We start from the raw sequence: 19,053 nt of genomic DNA on the forward strand, positions 1-19,053 counted from the left end.
GCCCGGGGCGGAGCCCCGGGGACGGCACCGCGCACCGGCATGGCGCGGGCCTCGGGCGGAGCCCCCCAGCTTCGGCGCACCCGCGGACGCGCGAACGCGGCGAGGCTCGATCCCCCCGAGCCCCGCCGCGTAGGCGTACCGCACCGCGGAGGAGGCTCCCGGTCCGCTCCGCGGCCCCGTGTCCGCGGTGCGGACCGGGTCTCCTGTCCGCTGCCCCCAGTCTGGCGTTCGCGCAGGTGGGAGCCATCCGCACGCGTACTCATCTCCGCACCTAGGTACGGATACTCAGTCGCCGCGGCGGGCCCCACCAGTTGTACGGCCTGCGCGGCCCCCGGCGGCACCGCCGACCGGGGGGTGCCGCCGGTCAGCGGTTTCCGCTGACCCGCCCCCGCAGCAGCAGCGACAGCGCCGAGTGCACGTCGTCCAGCGACCGCTCGCTCTGGAAGGACTGCCAGTCCAGCGCCGCCACCAGCACCATCCCGACCAGCGCCGCCGCCGTCAGCTGCACGTCGATCTCCGCGCTCAGTTCCCCCCGCTCGACCCCCTCCCGCAGCACCGTCTCCACGACGGCCACCGCCTCCTGCCGTACGACCATCAGCGTGGACTGCCAGGCCCGGTTGGTCCGCCACAGCTCGGCGACGTAGAGCTGGGTGAAGGCCGGGTACCGGTCGATGAAGACGAGCCCGGCCCGGATCATGGCGTCGAGGGCCTCGACCCGGCTGCCGCCCCGCGCCTCCGTCTCCTCCGCGGCCGTCCGCAGCGAGGCGGTCAGCAGGCCGACCCCGTGCCGCAGCAGTTCCTCGAAGAGGTCGTTCTTGCTCGCGAAGTTGTAGTAGACGGTGCCCTTCGCGACGCCCGCCCGCTCGGCGATCTCCTCGACCGTGGTCGCGGAGAAGCCCTGCTCGGCGATGAGCGTGACGGCCGCTTCGTAGAGCTTCTGGCGGGTGGCTTGGCGTCGGGCGCCGCCGGTGCCCGTACCGGTGCTGCTTTCCATGGCGCTGATTCTCACAGGTCAACCGCTCCTTACAGACTCAGTTCCGGGTGCAGCCGGTCCATGGTCCACACCTGCTTGCCGCGGGCGGCGAGCGCGGTGAGCGCCAGGGCGCCGGCCGTGAAGGCCACCAGGACCGCGCAGCCCTGCCAGACGGGGGCGAGGTCGCCGCCGGTGATGAGGCGGCGCAGGCTCTCGACGACGTACGACATCGGCAGGTACGGGTGGATCCAGTTGAAGAAGCTCGGGCTGGTCTGCACGGGGTAGGTGCCGCCCGCCGAGGTCAGCTGGAGCATCAGCACGGCGAGGACCAGGATGCGCCCGGCGGCCCCGAACTTGGCGTTGAGCCACTGGACGATCGCGGCGAAGCAGCCGGTGACCAGCATCAGGAAGCCGATGGTGAGGGCCGGGCGGGCCATCTCCAGGCCCAGTCCCCAGTGCAGTACGGACATCAGCGCACCCACCTGCGCGATGCCGATGCCCGCCACGGGCAGCCAGCCGGCGAAGGCGATCCGCCAGGGCGAGGCGCCCGCGGCCAGGGCCCGCCGGTTCATCGGGGCGATCAGCATGTAGGCGACCATCGCGCCGACCCAGAGGGAGAGCGGGATGAAGTAGGGGGCGAAGCCGGTGCCGTAGTTGGGCGCCTTGTGCAGGGACTGGTTGGCGAGCCGGACCGGGTCGGCCATGACCTGCGTACGGGTGTCGCGCTGCTCCTGGTCGTAGTCCGGGATCTTGCCGGCGCCGTCGTGCAGGCCGCCGGCGAGTTCGCCGGTGCCGTCGACGAGCTTGTACATGCCGCTGTCGAGGGTGTGCGCGCCGTCGCCGAGCTTGCCGACGCCGGCGTTGATGGCGCCGGAGCCGCCGGTGGCGGTGCCGATGCCCTCGTGCAGCTGGACCATGCCGTCGGCGACCTTGTGGGCGCCGGTGTTGAGGGCGTTGACCTTGGCGACGGCCGCGTCGAGGTCGCCGGCGAGGCCGGGGGCCTTGTCGACGAGTTCGCGGGCCTTGTTCTCCAGGTCGGTCAGCTGGGTGCGGAGCTTGGAGACGTCGCCGTTGGTGTTGCCGACGAGGGTGTTGACGTCACCGGAGAGGAGGGCCGCCTCGGCCGCGTCGTCCTTGATCTTCTTCAGTTCGGGGCAGGAGGCCAGGTGCGGCTCCGTGCCCGGGGTGAGGCAGTGCTTGGTGTAGTACGCGTCCGCGCCGGTGGAGGCCTTCTTGGCGGCGGAGGCGGCGGCCGGGGCCTTCTCGGCGAACTTGTCGAGGTGGTTGTTGACGACCTTGGCGGTGTCGGCGACCAGCTTGGCGGTGTCGGCCAGGTTCTTGGGGTCCTTGACGAAGGGGCGGGCCTTGGCGGCGGCGCCGTTGACCTTGTCGGCGAGCGCCTGCGTGCCGTCCGCGACCTGCTTCGAGCCGGTTTCCAGCTGCCCGGCGGCGGTGTCCAGCTTCTTCAGGCCGCCGGTGAGTTCGCCGGTCTTCTCCTTGGCCGTGTCGAGGCCGTCGGCGAGGTCCTTCGCGCCCTGCTGGGCCTTGCCCGCGCCGTCCTTGAGCCGGTCGGCGCCGTCGGCGGCCTGGGCGGTCTTGTCGTGCAGGTCGGAGAAGCTGACGAAGATCTTGTCGAGGAAGCCGCGGGAGGCGTTGGTGGAGGCCGCCGCGCGGACCTCGGAGAAGACGGTGCGCGAGATGGAGCCGACGATGTAGTTGTTGGCGTCGTTGGTGCGGACCTGGAGGGCCCCGGTGGTGGGGTCGTCGCCGGAGCTGGAGGCGATCTTCGCGCTGAAGTCGGCGGGCATGGTGAGGGACAGGTAGTACGTGCCCTGCTCCAGGCCCTTCGCCGCCTCCGCGGCGCTCACCTCGCGCCAGTCGAAGGTCTTGCTGGCGTGGAGCTTCTTGGTGATCTCGCCGCCGGCGTCGATCCTCTTGCCGTCGACGGTCGTGCCCTTGTCGGCGTTGACGAGGGCGACGGGCACCTTGTCGAGGCGCTTGTACGGGTCCCAGAAGGAGCAGAGGTACAGGGCTCCGTAGAGCAGCGGGATCAGGAGCAGCGCGATGAGGGCGGCCGCGGGCAGCTTCCCCCGCCCGAACCGCTTCAGCTCAAGCGCGGCCAGCTTCGGCGAGCGCATCGTCCGCCCCCTTCGTGTCGTCGTTCACGTCTTCGGTGTCCGCGGGTTCGGCGTCCCCGGGTTCGGTGTCCGCGGCTGCGGTCCGCAGGACCAGGGCGTCGGCCGGTGCCTTGCTGCACACGGCGAGCACGGTGGTGCCGGCGGCGGCGAGGGAGCGGAGCAGCTCCCAGGCCTCGGCCCGTTCGGCGTCCGAGAGCTTGAGGTCGAGGTCGTCGAGGGCCAGCAGCCGCGGGGAGCCCAGCAGGGCGATGGCCACGGACAGCCGTACGGCCTCCAGGCGTTCGAGGTCCCTTACGGAGGTGCGCGGGCCCTTGGGCAGGGTGGCGAGGTCCAGTCCCGCGGCGGCGAGGGCGGCATCGATCCGGGCCTGGGTTGCGGTGCGGCGCTCACCCCGGGGGCGCAGCAGGGCGCGGACGGGGCCCTCGTAGCGGCGCTCCAGCAGGGCTCCCTCGCGCAGCTGTTCGGCGACGGTGAGGGCCTGGTCGAGGTCGTTGACCCCGGCGACCGGGCCGAGGGCGGCGGTCCGGCGGACCGCGGCCATCTTCTTCGGCAGCCGGTGGCCGCCGATCTCGGCGTGGCCCTCGGTGGGCTTCATCCGGCCGGTGAGGGCCAGGAGCAGGCAGGTGCGACCGCTGCCGGAGGGGCCTTCGACCGCGATGAGCGAGCCGGGCGCCGCGTCGATGCCGACTCCCCGGAAGGCCCAGCCGCGCGGGCCCTTGAGTCCGAAGTCCTCGGCTTTGACGGCCGCGCCGTGCGGGCTGTCCACGCCGGTCCCCCCTTCTTTTGAACTGACCAGTCAGTCTAAAAACTAGCACCTTCCGGGGCACCACGTGGGCAGGAGGGGGCAGTTACCTCGTCCGTGAGCACAAAACTGCAGGTCAGAGCGATTGTCAGTGGGGGCCGTCACGATGGTTGGAGCGCATCGACTCAGCGAACGCGCCGCACGCACGAACGCATCGACAGGAGGTTCGTCATGGCCACACCGTCCCCGTCCCCTGTCCACCCCGTCCTGCGGAGGTCGTCGGCTCCGCCGGCCGCGCTCGACCTGCTCGCCAAGGCCCACAGCGGCCTGGCCGAGGCCGCCCGGCTGGCCCGGCCCAACGAGCGGTACGCCACCGCCCACCTCGCCGCGCTGCGCACCGCAGCGGCCGTGCTCGCCGCGCGCGGGCGGCCCGAACCGGTGCACCCGCGGCGGCGGCCCCGGATCCGCAGCGCGTGGGAGGTGCTGCCGGAGATAGCGCCGGAGTTGACGGAGTGGAGCGCGCTCTTCGCCTCCGGCGCGGCCCGGCGGGCCCGGGCCGAGGCGGGGATACCGGGCGCGGCCGGCGCCCGGGAGGCGGACGATCTGGTGCGGGCCGTGTCGATGTTCCTGCGCCTGGTGGAGCGGATGCTCGCCATCCCGCCGGCGCATCCGACCCTCGACGAGAACGGGGTCCGGACTCCGGGGCAGACCCTGCCGCAGCCACGGCCCCGGCCACGGCCGCAGCGACCCGACGCGGGATGAGCTGACCGGCGACGGAAGGCAATAGGGTAGGGCGGAAGGGGGCCCGCACCACGCGCCCCTTCCCTACCGCGCCGAGGAGCCAACAGCCGTGTCGGACACTTCCCGCCCCCGTGCCTCTCTCCGCACCGCCGTGGTGTGGGAGGTCCTCAAGGAGGCCCTCGACCGCCGGGTGAAGGCGACCGGGCGGGATGTGCTGGACGTGCTCGACACCGGTGGCGGCACCGGCAAGTTCGCCGTGCCGGTGGCCCGCCTGGGCCACCGGGTCACCGTGGTCGACCCCAGCCCGAACGCGCTGTTCGGGCTGGAGCGCCGGGTGGCCGAGGCCGGTGTCGCCGACCTCGTCCGCGGCGTCCAGGGCGACGCCCAGGGCCTGCTGGATGTCGTCGAGCGGGACGCGTACGACGTGGTGCTGTGCCACGGCGTTCTGGAATACGTGGACGACCCGGCCGAAGGCGTGGCCAATGCCGTCGCGGCCCTGCGCCCCGGCGGCACGCTCAGCCTGCTCGCCGCCGGCCTCGGCGGGGCCGTGCTCGCCCGCGCGCTGGCCGGGCACTTCACGGAGGCCCGTACGGCCCTGACCGACCCGGCCGGCCGCTGGGGATCCGGCGACCCGGTGCCGCGCCGCTTCACCGCCGAGCAGCTCTCCGAGCTGGTCGGCGGGGCCGGTCTGGAGGTCGGCGCCGTCCACGGCGTACGGATCTTCGCCGACCTCGTTCCGGGCGTCCTGGTGGACACCGAACCGGGCGCGGTCGAGGCGCTGCTGCGACTGGAGGAGGCCGCCGCCGAGCTGCCCGCCTTCCACGCGGTCGCCACGCAATTGCACGTGCTCGGCGAGAAGCAGGCCTGATCTGCGATCTTCCTCGGACGGAGTCGGCCACACACCCTCCGATACGACGGCCGGGACCGTATGATCGGGGCAGTGACCGGCATGGTGAACGGGCCACTGGGGAATAAGCGCCTCAGTGACCGCTCCCGCGGCGGTACGGTTCTGCGCAGTGGTTTTGCTTTTTGGAACGCGGCGTAGAGGGCGGGTGTCACGGGGGCGATTCCCCGCCTATCCTGAAGGGGACCCCTGGTCGCTACCCCCCGCGACCGACGGATGAGGAGGACTCCCGTGCCGCTCTCGGAGCACGAGCAGCGAATGCTCGAGCAGATGGAGCGAGCGCTGTACGCCGAAGATCCCAAGTTCGCGACAGCGCTTGAGGGAAGCGGACTGCGTACGTACACCCGGCGACGGGTCTACCAGGCAGTCGCGGGCATTGTGGTGGGTATCGCGCTCCTCATGACCGGTGTGATCATTCCGAACGTGCTCTGGATCAGCGTGGTGGGTTTCCTCGTCATGCTGGGCTGCACGGTCCTCGTGGTCACCGGTTGGCGCAAAGCACCCAAGCCTGGAGAGCAGCCCGCCTCCGGAAGTGCAGGTGGTTCGGCCCGTGGCCAGAACCGGCAGCGTCGGTCGATGATGACCCGCATCGAGGAACGGTGGCAGCGCCGCCGTGACGAACAGGGGCAGTAGCAGCCCCGGACATCGTGAGTGAGGGGACGGCCGCTTCCGCGCGGCCGTCCCCTCACTGCTCTGCGTGCGGCTCCGCGTACGGCATGATGATCCGATGAGTGTGCTCCCTCTGGTCTTCACCAGCGGCTGGGCCAGTGGGATCAACGCCTACGCCGTGGTCCTCCTGCTCGGCATCTTCGGCCGGACCGGCCTGACCGACGACGTCCCCACGGCGCTGCAGCGCACCGACGTGCTGATCGTCGCGGCGGCGCTGTTCCTGTGCGAGGCCGTCGCCGACAAGGTCCCGTACGTGGACTCGATATGGGACGCCGTCCACACGGTGATCCGCCCCGTGTCCGGTGCGGTGATCGGCGCGCTGCTGGCCGGGCAGAGCGGCTCGCTCTCCGACATCGCCGCCGGTGCGGTGGGCGGCTCCACGGCGCTGGTCAGTCACTTCGTCAAGGCCGGCACCCGGATGGCGATCAACACCTCGCCCGAGCCGTTCACCAACGTGGCGATGAGCATCGCCGAGGACCTCGGCGTGGCCGGCCTCGTCACCTTCGCGATGTTCAACCCCGAGGCCGCCGCGATCATCGCGGCCGTCCTGCTGGCCGTCGGGCTGGCCATACTCGTCTTCCTCTGGACCCGGATCCGCCGCTTCCTGCGGCGCCGGGCCCAGCGCCACGAGGAGAAGCGGCTCGCCGCCGAGGCCCGCGCGCACACCACCGCGCCACCCCCCTGACCTCCCTCGATAGGCTCAGCCGCATGGCACGAATTGCGGTGATCGGCGCCGGGATGGGCGCGATGGCGACGGCGGCCCGGCTGGCCGTGGCAGGGCACCAGGTGACGGTGTACGAGCGCGGGACGACGTACGGCGGCGCGGTCGGCCGGTACGAGCGCGACGGGTTCGCCTTCGACACCGGGCCGGGGCTGCTCCACCTGCCCGCCGTCTACCGCGACCTGTTCGTGAAGACCGGCAAGCGGTCCCTGGAGGACTGCGTCGACATGGTCCAGGTGGACCCGGCCGTCCGCCACGTCCTCCCCCACCACGGCATCGACGTCGCCCTGCCCGGCGCCTCGCACGGCGGGGTCGCCGCCGCCCTCGACACCGCCTTCGGCGCGGGCGCCGGCGAGCGCTGGAACGGCATGCTGGGCCGGGCCCGGGACGCCTGGGACGCCACCCGCCGCCCACTGCTGGAGGAGCCGCTGCGCCCCGACCGGCAGGCGCTCGGCAACGACCCCTACCCCGCGCTGCGCAAGAGCGGCCTGCTGCGCCGCCGCACGCCGACCCTCGCCGAGGTGGCCGCCCGCGAACTCGGCGGCGGCCTCGGGGAGCTGCTGACCGGCCTGGTGCGCGCGTACGGGATCGACCCCGCCTGGGCCCCCGGCTCGGCCTCCGTACTGCCGTACATGGAGCAGACCTTCGGCAGCTGGTACGTGCGCGGCGGAATGCGGGCGCTGGCCACCGCCGTGTACGGGCGCTGCCGGGAGCGGAAGGTGGAGTTCGTCTTCGGGGCGGAGGTCCGGGAGGTCCGGACCGCGGAGGGCCGGGCCTGCGGTCTGCTGCTGGCCGACGGCACCGAGGTGGCCGCCGATCACGTCGTCTGTGGCATCGACCCGCGGCTGCTGGCGGCCCCTTCACTCCCCCGGACGCAGGGCGCGGTCCCCGCCCGCGGGATGGGCGTGCCCAGCCGGCTGACGCTCCTCCTCGCGCTGCGCGGCGGCCGCCCGGCCGGGGCCGCGCACCGCACCCTCGTGCACTCCCCGGGGCCCCTGGTCACCGTGCTGCGCCCGGACGACCCCACCACCCGGCCCGACGCGGAGCACGAGGCGGTGACGGTGAGCGCGGTGTGCGGTCCGCAGGACACCCCGGCGCCCGAGGAGCTGCTGGGGCTCGCCGAACGGGCCGTACCGCAGCTGCGGGAGCGGCTGCTGTGGCAGGAGGTCCGCACCCCCGCCGACGTCGAGGCGGCGACGGGCGCGCTCGGCGGCGCGGTGCCCCCGCCTGCCCTCGCGGGCGCCGGGGGCCGGCTGCTGTACCCCGCCAACACCGGCGCCGTGCCCGGCCTGTACCTGGCGGGCGGTTGGGCGCATCCCGGCGGCGGGCTGCCGCACGCCGGGATGACCGGGGCCCTGGTGGCCGGACTGATCGTGGAGGGCGGGCAGTTCCGCGGCTCGCAGTGAGCCTGGAGGCCGTCGCCGCCCGGACGGAAGAGACGGCCTAGTAGCGGTACTGCTCGTACTCGCCCTGCTGGGGGTACGGGTACTGCGGCGGGGCCTCGGGCTGCCCCTCCGCCGGGTAGGGCCGCCCGTACTCGTCGGTGGACCGCTGCTGCGGGACCCAGACCCCGCCGGGCGGGGTGTCCATGGAGTACTGCTCCTGCCCCTGCCCGGCCCCGTAGCCGCCGTACGGGGTGTAGTCGTACGGCTGGGGCGGGATGGAGCCGCCCGTGCCGATGTACGGGTCGGAGTAGGCGGCGTAGACCTGCTGCTGGTCGCCCGTCGGGTAGCCGGCGGAGTAGTCGTACCCGCCCTGACCCGCCTGGTAGGAGGGGTCGTAGTACGGGGCGTACTGGTGGGCGTCCTGCTCGGCCGTGGTGAACGGCGAGGCGAAGGCCGCCGTCTGGCCGGCGTCGGGGCTCTGCGGGGCGAAGCTCTGGATCCCGTAGGACCCGGTCTCCTCGGGCACCGGCTCCGGGCGGTAGACCTCCTCGGCCGCCGCTGCGGCCGCGTCCCTCGACCCGTACGGGGACGCGTACGCCGGGTCCGGATCGCGATCGGCAGCGGACTCCGGCTCGTACTCGAGCGCGGTGACCTCCAGCGCCGGCTCCGGGCGCGCAGCGCCCGACCTGCGGCGCCGGGACTGCCGTACGGGCTCGCCGCCGCGGCGCAGCGCCCAGCCGGCCACAAAGCCCTTGCGGAAGGAGAGCGTCACCAGGGTCTGGCCCAGGGCGAACGCGGCCGCGCCGGCGCCGATGACCGGCACCGACGGCAGGACCACCCCGGCGACGACGCCGAGGAAACCGGTGAAGGCGAGCAGGCGCCAGCGGAGCCGGGCCTTGTACTGCATCAGGACCTCGGCAAGCAACCACAGCGCGACGAAGCCGAACGCGATGTAGAGGACCGTCATACCCATGCATGGCCCCTCTCGGTACGGCCGACGCCCAAGGGTACGGCCGGTCAGGCCCGCTGGTGCAGGCCCAGGTTCTCGTAGATCTCGAGAGTCGCCGTGGAATTGTTCAGCGTGATGAAGTGCAGCCCTGGGACACCCTCGGACAGCAGCCGCGCGCAGAACTCCGTGGCGAACTCGATGCCAATGGAGCGTACAGCGGCCGGGTCGTCCTTGACCGCGAGCATGCGTTCTTTCACGTCCGCGGGGAAGACCGCGTTGGTGAGCTGGGGCAGCCGGTCGAACTGCTTGATGCCCACAACAGGCATGACCTCGGGGATGATCGGGGTCTCGCAGCCCGCCTTTTCGACGCTGTCGCGCAGCCGCAGATAATTCTCCGGATCGAAGAACATCTGGGTGATGGCGTAGTCGGCGCCGGCGCGGCACTTGTCCACGAAGTGCCGGATGTCCGTGTCCCAGTCCGTCGAACGCGGGTGCATCTCGGGGAAGGCCGCGACGCCCACGCAGAAGTCCCCGGACTCCTTGACGAGCCGGACGAGGTCCGCGGCGTAGTGCACGCCCTCGGGGTGCGCCATCCACTCGCCCATGGGGTCGCCCGGCGGGTCTCCGCGCAGGACGAGCATGTTCCGGATGCCCGCGTCGGCGAACTGCCCGATGACGTTGCGCAGCTCGGCGACCGAGTGGTCCACGGCGGTGAGGTGCGCGACGGGGGTCAGCGTGGTGTCCGCGGCGATCTGCTGGGTGGCGCGGACGGTGCCGCCCCGGGTGGAGCCGCCGGCCCCGTACGTGACGGAGACGAAGCTCGGGGACACCGCTTCGATCCGGCGGAGCGCGTTCCAGAGGTTGCGCTCGCCCTTCTCGGTCTTCGGGGCCCAGAACTCGAAGGAGTACGAGCGCCCGGACGCGAGGAGGTCGCGGACCGTGTGTGCGCGGTCCGACCAGGTGGAAGAGGTGCCGTGGGCCATACGGGCAGGTTAGACGGGGGTCGGCGGGCGTCGAAGCGGCGTCCATCTTTTGGACACGTTTTTGGACAGATGCCGCCCGGACGAACGCCGTCCGGGCGCGTCCCGCCGTCCTAGGCGAGGCGGGCGCGGACGCGCTTGGCCAGGTCGGCGGCGGCCGCACCGGGGTCGGTGGCCTCGGTGAGGGCGCGGACGACCACCACGCGGGTGGCTCCGGCGTCCAGCACCTCGTCCAGATTCGTGGCGTCGATGCCGCCGATGGCGAACCAGGGCCGGTCCTGCTCCAGGGAGGCCGCGTACCGGACCAGCCCGAGGCCGGGGGCGTAGCGGCCGGGCTTGGTGGGGGTGGGCCAGCAGGGGCCGGTGCAGAAGTAGTCCACGCCGGGCTCGGCGACGGCCGCGTCGACCTCGGCCTCCGCGTGGCAGGAACGGCCGATCAGCACGCGCTCGCCGAGGATGGCGCGGGCGGCGGGGACCGGGATGTCGCCCTGGCCCAGGTGCAGCACGTCGGAGCCGATGGCGTGGGCGACGTCGGCGCGGTCGTTCACGGCGAGGAGCTTGCCGTGGCGGCGGGCGGCCTCGGCGAAGACCTGGAGGTGTTCGAGCTCCTCGCCGGCCTCCATGCCCTTGTCGCGGAGCTGGACGATGTCCACTCCGCCGGCCAGGACGGCGTCGAGGAATTCGGAGAGGTCACCCTGCTTCTTACGGGCGTCCGTGCACAGGTAGAGCCGGGCGTCGGACAGCTGCTGCATGGGTGTACCCCCCGTGATGGAGGCGGTGTACGGACCCCGGGGGCCCGTACACCGCGGTGGAGCGGATGCGGATCAGGTCAGAGGGCGAGCGCCTGGGCGCGGCGCTTGACCTCCGTGCCGCGATTCTCGCTCAGCGCCTGGGCGGGGGTGCCGGGCAGGGTCGGGTCCGCCGTGAAGAGCCACTCCAGGATCTCCTCGTCGGAGAAGCCGTCGTCGCGCAGCACGGTCAGCAGACCGACGAGTCCCTTGACGACCTTGTCGCCGTCGATGAAGGGGGCCGGTACCTGCAGGGAACGGTTCTCGCCCCTGCGTACGGCGATCAGCTGCCCTTCCTTGACCATCTGGCGGACCCGGGTCACCTCGATGTCGAGCATCTCCGCGATGTCGGGGAGGTACAGCCAGGAGGGGACTAGGGCATCGATCTTTGCGTCAATCTCGGTCACGGGCACAAGCCTGCCACCTCGGATCGGCCGCCGGTACCCGAGCCGCCCCGTCCGGGTCACGGGGGGCCGGGGGCCGCCCTGGGGCTCAGCCGCATCCAGCCTCGCCGGCGTTTGAGGCGCGGGTCTGGGCAGAGCCCAGGAAACGGAGAAGGGGCGGGGCGGGGACCGGCTCCGCGCAGCGGCCCCCGACCCCGCCCCCTGTCCGGAGCCGCTACGCCGCGGCCGACTTCAGCGGGACCGCCGGGTCGGCGACCTTCGACGGGTCCACCGCCACGCCCGTCTCGATGAGCTTGCGGCCCTGCGCCACGTCGCGCGGGCGGCCCACGGCCAGGACCGCGACCAGGGCGCCGTCGCGCAGCCAGCACACCGACCAGGTGCGGTCGGCCGGGTCCCCGCGCCAGAGCATGGTGTCGGCGCCGGCGTGGTGGCCGGCGTACTGGACGAAGCGCCCGAACTGGTCCGACCAGAAGTACGGGACCGGGTCGTAGACCTGGACCGGCTCTCCGGCCAGGATGTTCCTGGCGACCGCGCGGGGCCCCTGGAGCGCGTTGTCCCAGTGGTGCACGAGCAGCCGCTTCCCGTACCGCCCGGAGGGGAAGGAGGCGCAGTCGCCGACCGCGTAGACCCCGGGCAGCGAGGTGCGCAGGTACTCGTCGGCGACGACCGCGCCGTCGGGGCCGAGCTCCACGCCGGTCCCGGCCAGCCATCCGGTGGCGGGGCGGGCACCGATGCCGACCACCACGGCGCCGGCGGGCAGGGTGCGCCCGTCGGCCAGCAGGACCCGGCCCTCCTCGATCCCGGCGACCTTGGCGCCGGTGATCAGCTCGGCGCCGGACTCCGCGTACCAGCCCGCCATGGACTCGGCGACCTCGGCGGGCATCACCCCGGCCAGGACCCGGTCCGCGGCCTCGACCACGGTCACCGCGCAGCCGGCCTCGCGGGCGGCGGTGGCGAACTCGGCGCCGATCCAGCCCGCCCCGACGACCACCGTCGAGGGCGCCTCGGCGAGGACCGGGCGCAGGCGCGCCGCGTCGTCCAGGGTGCGCAGCAGGTGTACGCCGGGAACGCCGCCGGTGCCGGGGAGGGTGAGCGGTTCGGCGCCGGTCGCCAGGACGAGGATCCCGTACGGGACCGGGCCCGCCTCGGTGTCCAGCTCGCGGTCGGCGGCCCGCAGGCCGGTGACCTCCGTACCGAGCCTGAGCTCGATGCCGAGCCCTTCGAAGTCCACGTCGAAGGCGGAGTCCTCGGCCTTGCCGAGCAGCACCGCCTTGGACAGCGGGGGCCGGTCGTAGGGCTGGTGGGGCTCGGCGCCCAGGAGGGTCACGGGGCCGGTGAAGCCCTGCTCCCGGAGGGCGACCGCGGTCTGCACCCCGGCCATTCCGGCGCCGACGATCACCACGCCGTTCTCGGTCTGTTCCATATGCATGATCATCCGCACAGCCTAATCATCTGACGGTCCGTCAGGAAGAGGTGCCCCTTACCCGCCGTCCGCGGCGGGGTTAGTCTGGCCACCGTACCTATCGCGGGAGTCCGGGCGCACCGGGCTGAGAGGGAGGCTGGCCGGCCTCCGACCGTACGAACCTGATCCGGGTCATGCCGGCGAAGGGAGGGGCTGGACGCCCATGCACTCATCCCAGAAGGGATCCGGACGAAACGGATCCGACGTCCTCGTCATCGGGGGCGGCATCATCGGCCTGGTCACGGCCTGGCAGGCGACGCGGCGGGGGCTGCGCACCGTACTCGCCGACCCGGCGCCCGGCGGCGGAGCCGCCCAGGTCGCGGCCGGCATGCTCGCCCCCGTCACCGAACTGCACTACGGCGAGGAGTCCCTGCTGGGCCTCGGCCTCGCCTCCGCCGAGCGCTACCCGGCGTTCACCGCCGAGCTCGCCGACGCGAGCGGCGGCATGGACATCGGCTACCGCGCCTGCGGCACCCTCGCCGTCGCCCTCGACGCCGACGACCGGCTCCACCTGCGCGAGCTCCACGCCCTGCAGCGCCGCTGCGGCCTGGAGTCCGAGTGGCTCACCGGCCGCGAGTGCCGCCGCCTGGAGCCGATGCTCGCCCCGGGCGTCCGCGGCGGCCTGCGCGTGGACGGCGACCACCAGGTCGACCCCCGCCGGCTCGCGGCCGCCCTGCTGGCCGCCTGCGAGGGCGCCGGGGTGACCCTCCACCGGGCGGCCGCGGAACGGCTGCTCGTCACCGCCGACCGGGCCGCCGGCGCGGTCCTCGACGACGGTACGGAGCTGCGCGCCGACCAGGTGGTCCTGGCGGCGGGCTCGCTCAGCGGCCGGCTGGCGGGCGTACCGCCGGAGGTCACGGCCCCCGTACGGCCCGTCAAGGGACAGGTGCTGCGGCTCACCGTGCCCGCCGCCTACGCGCCGTTCCTGTCCCGCACGGTACGGGCGGTCGTGCGCGGCAGCCACGTCTACCTGGTGCCGCGCGAGAACGGCGAACTCGTCATCGGCGCCACCAGCGAGGAACTCGGCTGGGACACCACGGTCACCGCGGGCGGGGTCTACGAACTCCTGCGCGACGCCCACGAGCTGGTGCCCGGCATCACCGAACTCCCCCTCACCGAAACCCGGGCGGGACTGCGGCCCGGCTCCCCCGACAACGCCCCCCTGCTGGGCCCGACCGACCTGCCGGGCCTGCACCTGGCCACCGGGCACTACCGCAACGGGGTGCTACTGACCCCGCTCACGGGCGAGGTCATGGCGGAGCTGCTGACCACCGGCGAACTGCCGGACGTCGCGCGCCCCTTCACCCCCCGCCGGTTCTCCGCCGCACGACAGGAGTCGTTCGCATGACTGTCCTCTTTCCCGGGTCCGGGTCCGGGTCCGCGTCCGACTCGGTCTCCATCACCGTCAACGGCGAGGCGCGCGAGGTCGCGGACGGCACCACGCTCGACGCGGTGGTCGCCACGCTGACCACGGCCCCCTCGGGCGTGGCCGCGGCGCTCAACGAGACCGTGGTCCCGCGCAGGCAGTGGCCGGCCACGCCGGTGGACGAGGGCGACCGGGTCGAGATCCTGACCGCGGTCCAGGGAGGCTGAGCGGCATGGCAGACGACCTCTTCACCCTCGGCGACCGGACCTTCTCCTCCCGGCTGATCATGGGCACGGGCGGGGCGCCGAGCCTGGACGTCCTGGAACGGGCCCTGGTCACCTCCGGCACCGAGCTCACCACCGTGGCGATGCGCCGCCTGGACCCGACGGTCCAGGGCTCCGTCCTGTCGGTCCTGTCCAAGCTGGGCATCGCCGTCCTCCCGAACACCGCGGGCTGCTTCACGGCGGGCGAGGCCGTGCTCACGGCCCGGCTGGCCCGCGAGGCGCTCGGCACCGACTGGATCAAGCTGGAGGTGGTCGCCGACGAGCGGACCCTCCTGCCCGACGGCGTCGAGCTGCTGGACGCCGCCGAGATCCTGGTCGACGAGGGCTTCACGGTCCTCCCGTACACGAACGACGACCCGGTGCTCGCGCGCAAGCTGGAGGACGTCGGGTGCGCGGCGATCATGCCGCTCGGCTCGCCGATCGGCTCCGGCATGGGCATCCGCAACCCGCACAACTTCGAGCTGATCGTGGAGCGGGCGGGGGTCCCGGTGATCCTCGACGCGGGGGCCGGCACGGCCTCGGACGCCGCCCTGGCCATGGAACTGGGCTGCGCGGCGGTGATGCTGGCCTCGGCGGTGACCCGCGCCCAGGAGCCGGTCCTGATGGCGGCGGCGATGCGCGACGCCGTCTCGGCGGGCCGCCTCGCCCACCGCGCGGGCCGCATCCCCCAACGCCGCTTCGCCCACGCCTCGTCCCCGACGGACGGCCGGGCGACCCTGGACCCGGAGCGACCGGCGTTCTGAGGGGGCGTACGGGTTCCCGCACGGGCGGGGCCCCCGCCCCGTCTCACCGCCTCGGCGGGGCGGCGGCTGCCCACCTGCCGAGCGGGGTCGGTCACCTCCGCATCGCGCTCAGCCAAGCCGACCGGCAGGTCGGGACGGCGGAGTTCGGGACCCGATCACCCGGTACCAGGGAGGGTTTGGGGGTTTCCCGTCAGTCTCATCGTCCTTCCGCGTCGGCCCGGCCTGTCAAGGGCGCTCCTCCTTCGTCGTCGCGTCGCTTCGCGATGGCCTACGGCCACCCTTGACAGACCGACCCGCCACGGAAAAACGAAGACCGACGGGAACCCCCCAAAAGAACGGTCCACGGGTCCCACGCATCCACACGAGCAGCGCCAGAGACCCAATCCCCCGCTCCCGAGCCCAGCCCACCCACACCAAACACCCGCCAGAACCACCCCGGGAGCGGCGGGCGCGTCAGATCGCTACGCGCTCCTCACGTCTCAGCGTCCGCCGCCCGTCCGGGGCTGGTCCAACCCGCACCAAACAGCGGCGACAAGCACCTCGCGGGGCGGTGGGCGCATCAGATCGCTACGCGCTCCTCGCATCTCAGCGTCCGACGGCCGTCGGGAGTTGCTGGGGGCGGGTGACTCAGACTCCGACGATGTGCACTCGGCTGCCGCAGAGTTTCGTCATGTCGTCGACATCCGACGTCAGGAGGACTACGGGGCGTCGTTGCCGCAGTGCGGCCTCCGCGACAGCTGCGTCGATCGCGTACTTGTGACCGTGGAGCCCCGTCTCCATCAGGAGCGCCGAGGCTGCTCGTGCCTCCTCGTCACCTACGGAAACCACCCGCACACCGGAAAGGATCCAGTTCAAACGAGCCTTGTCGGTCCGCGCATGCACTGCCTCGATGATCGTGAGTGCGCAGAGCACGACCTCCATGCCACGGCTGCGTGCTTCGGCGACGAGGGCCACGACGGGCTCCTCGTCGTTGAGCAGCTTTGACAAGCCCTCGCTGTCCAGAAGCAGGGTGCCTTCGCGGGTCAGCTTGCGGCGGGCCATTCGTCGCCTTCCGCGAAGATCTCGTCGAATACGCGCCGGGCTGCCTCTTGGGATTCCGGGGTGAGAGGTCCGCGCCGCAGCTCATAGTCAGCCAGATACTCGTCAAGGATCTGGCCCCTCAGCTCCCGCTCGACCGCCGCAGTGACGAACGCGGAGAACTCACGCTTGCCCACCCGCGACCGAATCGCCTCAGCCGTCCCTTCGGGCAACGAGAGACTCACTCTGGCCGCCGGGCCCTCGCCAATGCCGTACGTCGCCTCAGACACCCTTCCAAAGTATCAAAGAAGTAGGAAAGGGTGCCTGCCCCGGCCGCCCGTCGGACGCTGAGATGTGAGGAGCGCGTAGCGATCTGATGCGCCCACTGCCCCGCGAGGTGCTTGTGGCCGCTGTTTGGTGCGGGTTGGACCAGCCCAAGACGGGCGGCGGACGCTGAGATGGGAGAAGCGCGTAGCGATCTGACGCGCCCGCCCCTCCCGATGGCTTCTGGGCGCTGTTTGGTGTGGTGGGCTGGGCTCGGGAGCGGGGATTGGCTCCCTAGCGCTCCCCGTGTGAATGCGTCTGACCCGGCCCGTTCCTTTGGGGGCTTCCCGGCAGTCTTCGTTTTTCCGTGGCGGGCCGGTCTGTCAAGGGTGGCCGAAGGCCATCGCGAAGCGACGCGACGACGAAGGAGGAGCGCCCTTGACAGGCCGGGCCGACACGGAAGGACGATGAGACTGACGGGAAACCCCCAAACCTTCTCTGATGCCCTCCACTCGGCTACCGACCCCCACCCGCCCCCCGCCCCCACGTCACAGCTGAGCTGCAAGGCGACCCGGTCGGGTCGGGGTGGTGTGGGGCGCCAATAGAATCGGCGGGTGGATACGACCCTGGATGACCCCCTCGTCGGGCGCGTGCTCGACGGCCGCTACCGCGTCGACGCCCGCATCGCGGCCGGCGGCATGGCCACGGTCTACCGGGCCGTCGACACCCGCCTCGACCGGGTCCTCGCCCTCAAGGTGATGCACCCCGCGCTCGCCGCCGACGGCGCCTTCGTCGACCGGTTCATCCGCGAGGCGAAGTCCGTGGCCCGCCTCGCGCACCCGAACGTCGTCGCCGTCTTCGACCAGGGCACCGACGGCCCGTACACGTACCTCGCCATGGAGTACGTCTCCGGCTGCACCCTGCGCGACGTGCTGCGCGAGCGCGGTGCGCTCCAGCCCCGGGCCGCCCTCGACATCGTCGAGCCCGTCCTCGCCGCGCTCGGTGCCGCGCACCGCGCCGGGTTCGTCCACCGTGACATGAAGCCCGAGAACGTCCTGATCGGCGACGACGGCCGGGTCAAGGTGGCGGATTTCGGGCTGGTGCGGTCCGTCGACTCCGTCACCAACACCACCGGGTCGGTCCTCGGCACCGTCTCCTACCTCGCCCCCGAGCAGATCGAGAACGGCGTCGCCGACACCCGCGTGGACGTCTACGCCTGCGGTGTCGTGCTGTACGAGATGCTCACCGGCGCCAAGCCGCACACCGGCGGCACTCCCGCTCAGGTGCTCTACCAGCACCTCCACGAGGACGTCCCGCCCCCGTCGGCGGTGGTCCCCGGTCTTCCCGTCGGCCTCGACGAGCTCGTCGCGCACGCCACCGCCCGCAAGCCGGAGCTGCGCCCCCACGACGCCGCCGCCCTGCTCGGTCTCGCCCGCGAGGCGCGCCTGCGGCTCAGCGACGCCGAGCTGGACGCCGTCCCTCCGCAGGCCCGGGCCGAGGAGCGGTCCGTCTCCGAGGACCGCACCGGCGTGATCCCGCGCCCGGTGGCCGCGCAGCAGCCCGTCGAGCACACCTCGCGCCTGACCACCCCGCCGCCTCCCCCGGCCCCGGCGTCCCGGCGGCGGACCCGGCCCGGCCGCGGCACGCTCCTGGCCGTCGTCGGCGTGCTGCTGGCGCTCGGCCTCGGCACCGGCGTCTGGTACATCAGTTCCGGCCAGTTCACGACGGTCCCCAACCTGCTCGGCAAGACCGAGGCGCAGGCCCGCTCCCAGCTGTCCGCGGCCGGCCTCGGCGTGAAGGGCGTGGACCGCAAGTTCAGCGACTCCTTCGAGCGCGGGACGGTGATGGACAGCGACCCGGCGGGCGGCAAGCGCATCCGCGGCAACGGCGCGGTGAAGATCACCATCTCCCGCGGCCCCCAGGTCGTGGCCGTGCCCAACCTCAAGGGCCGCCCGCTGGAGGAGGCCAAGACCGAGCTGACGAACGCCGGGCTGGCCCCCGGCATGGTGACCCTGGCCTTCAGCCAGGACGTCGCCCAGGGCTCGGTAATCGCCTCGGACCCGGTGGGCGGCGAGAAGCGGGCCCCCGACACGGCCGTCGCGCTCGTGGTCAGCAAGGGCCGCCCGGTGCAGGTGCCGAGCGTGGCCGGGTTCCCCTTCGAGCAGGCCCGGGCCGCCCTGGAGGGCCTCGGCCTGAAGGTCGCCACGGCCCCCGAGCAGGTCAACTCCCCCTCTCCGGCCGGTACGGTCGCCAACCAGTCGGTCGCCGCCGGTACCCAGGCCGCGACCGGGGACACGGTCACGCTGACCGTCTCCAAGGGTCCCCGCCAGCTCCCGGTCCCGAACGTGACCGGCCAGGACGTGGAAGTGGCCCGCAAGGCCCTGGAGGCCGCGGGCTTCAAGGTGAAGGTGGACCGGCCCTTCCTCTCCTTCAGCAACACCGTGGACGCCCAGTCGGTGCCCGTAGGGCAGAACGCACCCGAGGGCAGCACGATCACCATCCGGACCAAGGGACTGTAAGCAG

19 protein-coding genes and 1 riboswitch are annotated in these 19,053 nt (G+C 72.8%); of the genes, 9 read left to right on the plus strand and 10 right to left on the minus strand.

Annotated features, from left to right (window positions below; all coding sequences use genetic code 11):
- Positions 1-364 precede the first annotated feature (364 nt).
- From ACFTXQ_RS26930 to ACFTXQ_RS26940, 3 genes are read right to left on the minus strand one after another with little or no spacing between them, the layout of a single operon-like run.
- Positions 365-994 carry a TetR/AcrR family transcriptional regulator gene (locus ACFTXQ_RS26930; protein ID WP_382645051.1) on the minus strand — a complete coding sequence of 210 codons (630 nt, stop codon included), beginning with the start codon at positions 992-994 and terminating at the stop codon, positions 365-367.
- A 29-nt stretch (positions 995-1,023) separates the two neighbouring features.
- Positions 1,024-3,111, minus strand: coding sequence for a YhgE/Pip family protein (locus ACFTXQ_RS26935; RefSeq protein ID WP_382645053.1), 2,088 nt, complete (start codon positions 3,109-3,111; stop codon positions 1,024-1,026).
- The gene (locus ACFTXQ_RS26940; RefSeq protein ID WP_382645055.1) at positions 3,083-3,877 is read right to left on the minus strand and encodes an ATP-binding cassette domain-containing protein; all 795 of its coding nucleotides are present in this window, start codon (positions 3,875-3,877) and stop codon (positions 3,083-3,085) included. The genes ACFTXQ_RS26935 and ACFTXQ_RS26940 overlap by 29 nt, the downstream gene beginning before the upstream one ends.
- Before the next feature lie 207 nt (positions 3,878-4,084).
- On the opposite strand from ACFTXQ_RS26940, the gene ACFTXQ_RS26945 reads away from it, so the two are divergent.
- From ACFTXQ_RS26945 to ACFTXQ_RS26965, 5 genes are all read left to right on the plus strand, one after another.
- Positions 4,085-4,615, plus strand: coding sequence for an SAV_6107 family HEPN domain-containing protein (locus tag ACFTXQ_RS26945; RefSeq protein WP_382645057.1), 531 nt, complete (start codon positions 4,085-4,087; stop codon positions 4,613-4,615).
- Between the two features lie 88 nt (positions 4,616-4,703).
- Positions 4,704-5,462 (plus strand): methyltransferase, encoded by a 759-nt coding sequence (locus ACFTXQ_RS26950; RefSeq protein WP_382645059.1) that lies wholly within the window; start codon positions 4,704-4,706, stop codon positions 5,460-5,462.
- A gap of 267 nt (positions 5,463-5,729) precedes the next feature.
- The gene (locus ACFTXQ_RS26955) at positions 5,730-6,131 is read left to right on the plus strand and encodes a DUF3040 domain-containing protein (RefSeq protein ID WP_382645061.1); all 402 of its coding nucleotides are present in this window, start codon (positions 5,730-5,732) and stop codon (positions 6,129-6,131) included.
- Positions 6,132-6,225: 94 nt separating this feature from the next.
- Entirely contained in the window at positions 6,226-6,852 is a 627-nt protein-coding gene (locus tag ACFTXQ_RS26960; RefSeq protein WP_382645063.1) for a DUF4126 domain-containing protein, read from the plus strand.
- A gap of 23 nt (positions 6,853-6,875) precedes the next feature.
- A complete protein-coding gene (locus tag ACFTXQ_RS26965; RefSeq protein WP_382645065.1) occupies positions 6,876-8,294 on the plus strand; it encodes a phytoene desaturase family protein in 1,419 nt (472 codons plus the stop codon).
- A gap of 37 nt (positions 8,295-8,331) precedes the next feature.
- On the opposite strand, the gene ACFTXQ_RS26970 is transcribed toward ACFTXQ_RS26965, so the two are convergent.
- The 5 genes from ACFTXQ_RS26970 to ACFTXQ_RS26990 all read right to left on the minus strand — a co-directional run bounded on the left by ACFTXQ_RS26970 (position 8,332) and on the right by ACFTXQ_RS26990 (position 12,823).
- Complete coding sequence (locus tag ACFTXQ_RS26970; RefSeq protein WP_382645066.1) at positions 8,332-9,246, minus strand: hypothetical protein; 915 nt, start codon at positions 9,244-9,246, stop codon at positions 8,332-8,334.
- A 44-nt stretch (positions 9,247-9,290) separates the two neighbouring features.
- The gene (metF, locus tag ACFTXQ_RS26975) at positions 9,291-10,205 is read right to left on the minus strand and encodes a methylenetetrahydrofolate reductase [NAD(P)H] (protein ID WP_382645068.1); all 915 of its coding nucleotides are present in this window, start codon (positions 10,203-10,205) and stop codon (positions 9,291-9,293) included.
- Between the two features lie 110 nt (positions 10,206-10,315).
- On the minus strand, positions 10,316-10,954 hold the full coding sequence (gene thiE / locus ACFTXQ_RS26980) for a thiamine phosphate synthase (RefSeq protein WP_382645071.1): 639 nt from the start codon (positions 10,952-10,954) through the stop codon (positions 10,316-10,318).
- Positions 10,955-11,031: 77 nt separating this feature from the next.
- A complete protein-coding gene (locus tag ACFTXQ_RS26985) occupies positions 11,032-11,397 on the minus strand; it encodes an Rv2175c family DNA-binding protein (RefSeq protein WP_382645074.1) in 366 nt (121 codons plus the stop codon).
- A 211-nt stretch (positions 11,398-11,608) separates the two neighbouring features.
- On the minus strand, positions 11,609-12,823 hold the full coding sequence (locus tag ACFTXQ_RS26990) for an NAD(P)/FAD-dependent oxidoreductase (RefSeq protein ID WP_382645184.1): 1,215 nt from the start codon (positions 12,821-12,823) through the stop codon (positions 11,609-11,611).
- 86 nt (positions 12,824-12,909) lie between these two features.
- Positions 12,910-13,022, plus strand: a riboswitch (TPP riboswitch).
- Here ACFTXQ_RS26990 and thiO point away from each other — a divergent pair.
- From thiO to ACFTXQ_RS27005, 3 genes are all read left to right on the plus strand, one after another.
- On the plus strand, positions 13,020-14,204 hold the full coding sequence (gene thiO, locus ACFTXQ_RS26995) for a glycine oxidase ThiO (protein WP_382645075.1): 1,185 nt from the start codon (positions 13,020-13,022) through the stop codon (positions 14,202-14,204). Its footprint overlaps the riboswitch before it by 3 nt.
- Positions 14,201-14,449 carry a sulfur carrier protein ThiS gene (thiS, locus tag ACFTXQ_RS27000; protein ID WP_382645078.1) on the plus strand — a complete coding sequence of 83 codons (249 nt, stop codon included), beginning with the start codon at positions 14,201-14,203 and terminating at the stop codon, positions 14,447-14,449. Before thiO ends, thiS begins: the two co-directional genes overlap by 4 nt.
- 5 nt (positions 14,450-14,454) lie before the next feature.
- Positions 14,455-15,249: a thiazole synthase gene (locus ACFTXQ_RS27005; RefSeq protein WP_382645081.1), complete on the plus strand. Its 795-nt coding sequence runs from the start codon at positions 14,455-14,457 to the stop codon at positions 15,247-15,249.
- A gap of 627 nt (positions 15,250-15,876) precedes the next feature.
- Here the strand turns inward: ACFTXQ_RS27005 and ACFTXQ_RS27010 are convergent.
- Positions 15,877-16,290 (minus strand): DNA-binding protein, encoded by a 414-nt coding sequence (locus tag ACFTXQ_RS27010; RefSeq protein ID WP_382645084.1) that lies wholly within the window; start codon positions 16,288-16,290, stop codon positions 15,877-15,879.
- On the minus strand, positions 16,272-16,556 hold the full coding sequence (locus ACFTXQ_RS27015) for a hypothetical protein (RefSeq protein ID WP_382645087.1): 285 nt from the start codon (positions 16,554-16,556) through the stop codon (positions 16,272-16,274). Before ACFTXQ_RS27015 ends, ACFTXQ_RS27010 begins: the two co-directional genes overlap by 19 nt.
- A 588-nt stretch (positions 16,557-17,144) precedes the next feature.
- On the opposite strand from ACFTXQ_RS27015, the gene pknB reads away from it, so the two are divergent.
- Positions 17,145-19,049: a Stk1 family PASTA domain-containing Ser/Thr kinase gene (pknB, locus tag ACFTXQ_RS27020; protein WP_382645090.1), complete on the plus strand. Its 1,905-nt coding sequence runs from the start codon at positions 17,145-17,147 to the stop codon at positions 19,047-19,049.
- Positions 19,050-19,053 lie beyond the last annotated feature (4 nt).

Source organism: Streptomyces sp. NPDC057010, assembly GCF_042673805.1.
In the GTDB taxonomy this organism is placed as follows: Bacteria; Actinomycetota; Actinomycetes; order Streptomycetales; family Streptomycetaceae; genus Streptomyces.